Raw genomic sequence first — 335 nt, 5'->3', positions numbered from 1 at the left:
TTTAAAGGAGGGCTGCCGCTATATTCTGGAAGAGCTGGAAGCGCCGGAGGGCTACGAAAAAGCCGAACCAGTTTCATTTACGGTTTCAGAGGGCGGAACGGTGACGGTTGTGCGGATGTATGACCGTTTGAAGCCGGAGGGGGCGACCGGGACACGGTCAGCCGGAACATCCAAAGAAAGTGATAGAAGAGCTGAAAGAGGGCTATTTAACAGTTCACGTGCCAGAGTCGATCTGTGGAGATGGGAAAATTGTTCTCGACGGCAGACAGATGAAGCCGCTTCCGAAGATGGGATATGGAGAATCAGCCACCTGGGAAGTAGAAGGTGCTTATCAG

The 335-nt window shown here is 52.5% G+C and carries 1 pseudogene; it reads left to right on the top strand.

Annotated features, from left to right (window positions below):
• A pseudogene (locus tag QVO97_RS12720) lies at nt 1-335 on the top strand (SpaA isopeptide-forming pilin-related protein); the annotation flags it as partial.

Source organism: Clostridium sp. CAG:43 (assembly GCF_000434655.1).
Lineage (GTDB): Bacteria > Bacillota > Clostridia > Lachnospirales > Lachnospiraceae > Otoolea > Otoolea fessa.
The sequence above is the reverse complement of the archived record's forward strand: the minus strand, read 5'-3'. Positions and strand labels throughout refer to the sequence as shown.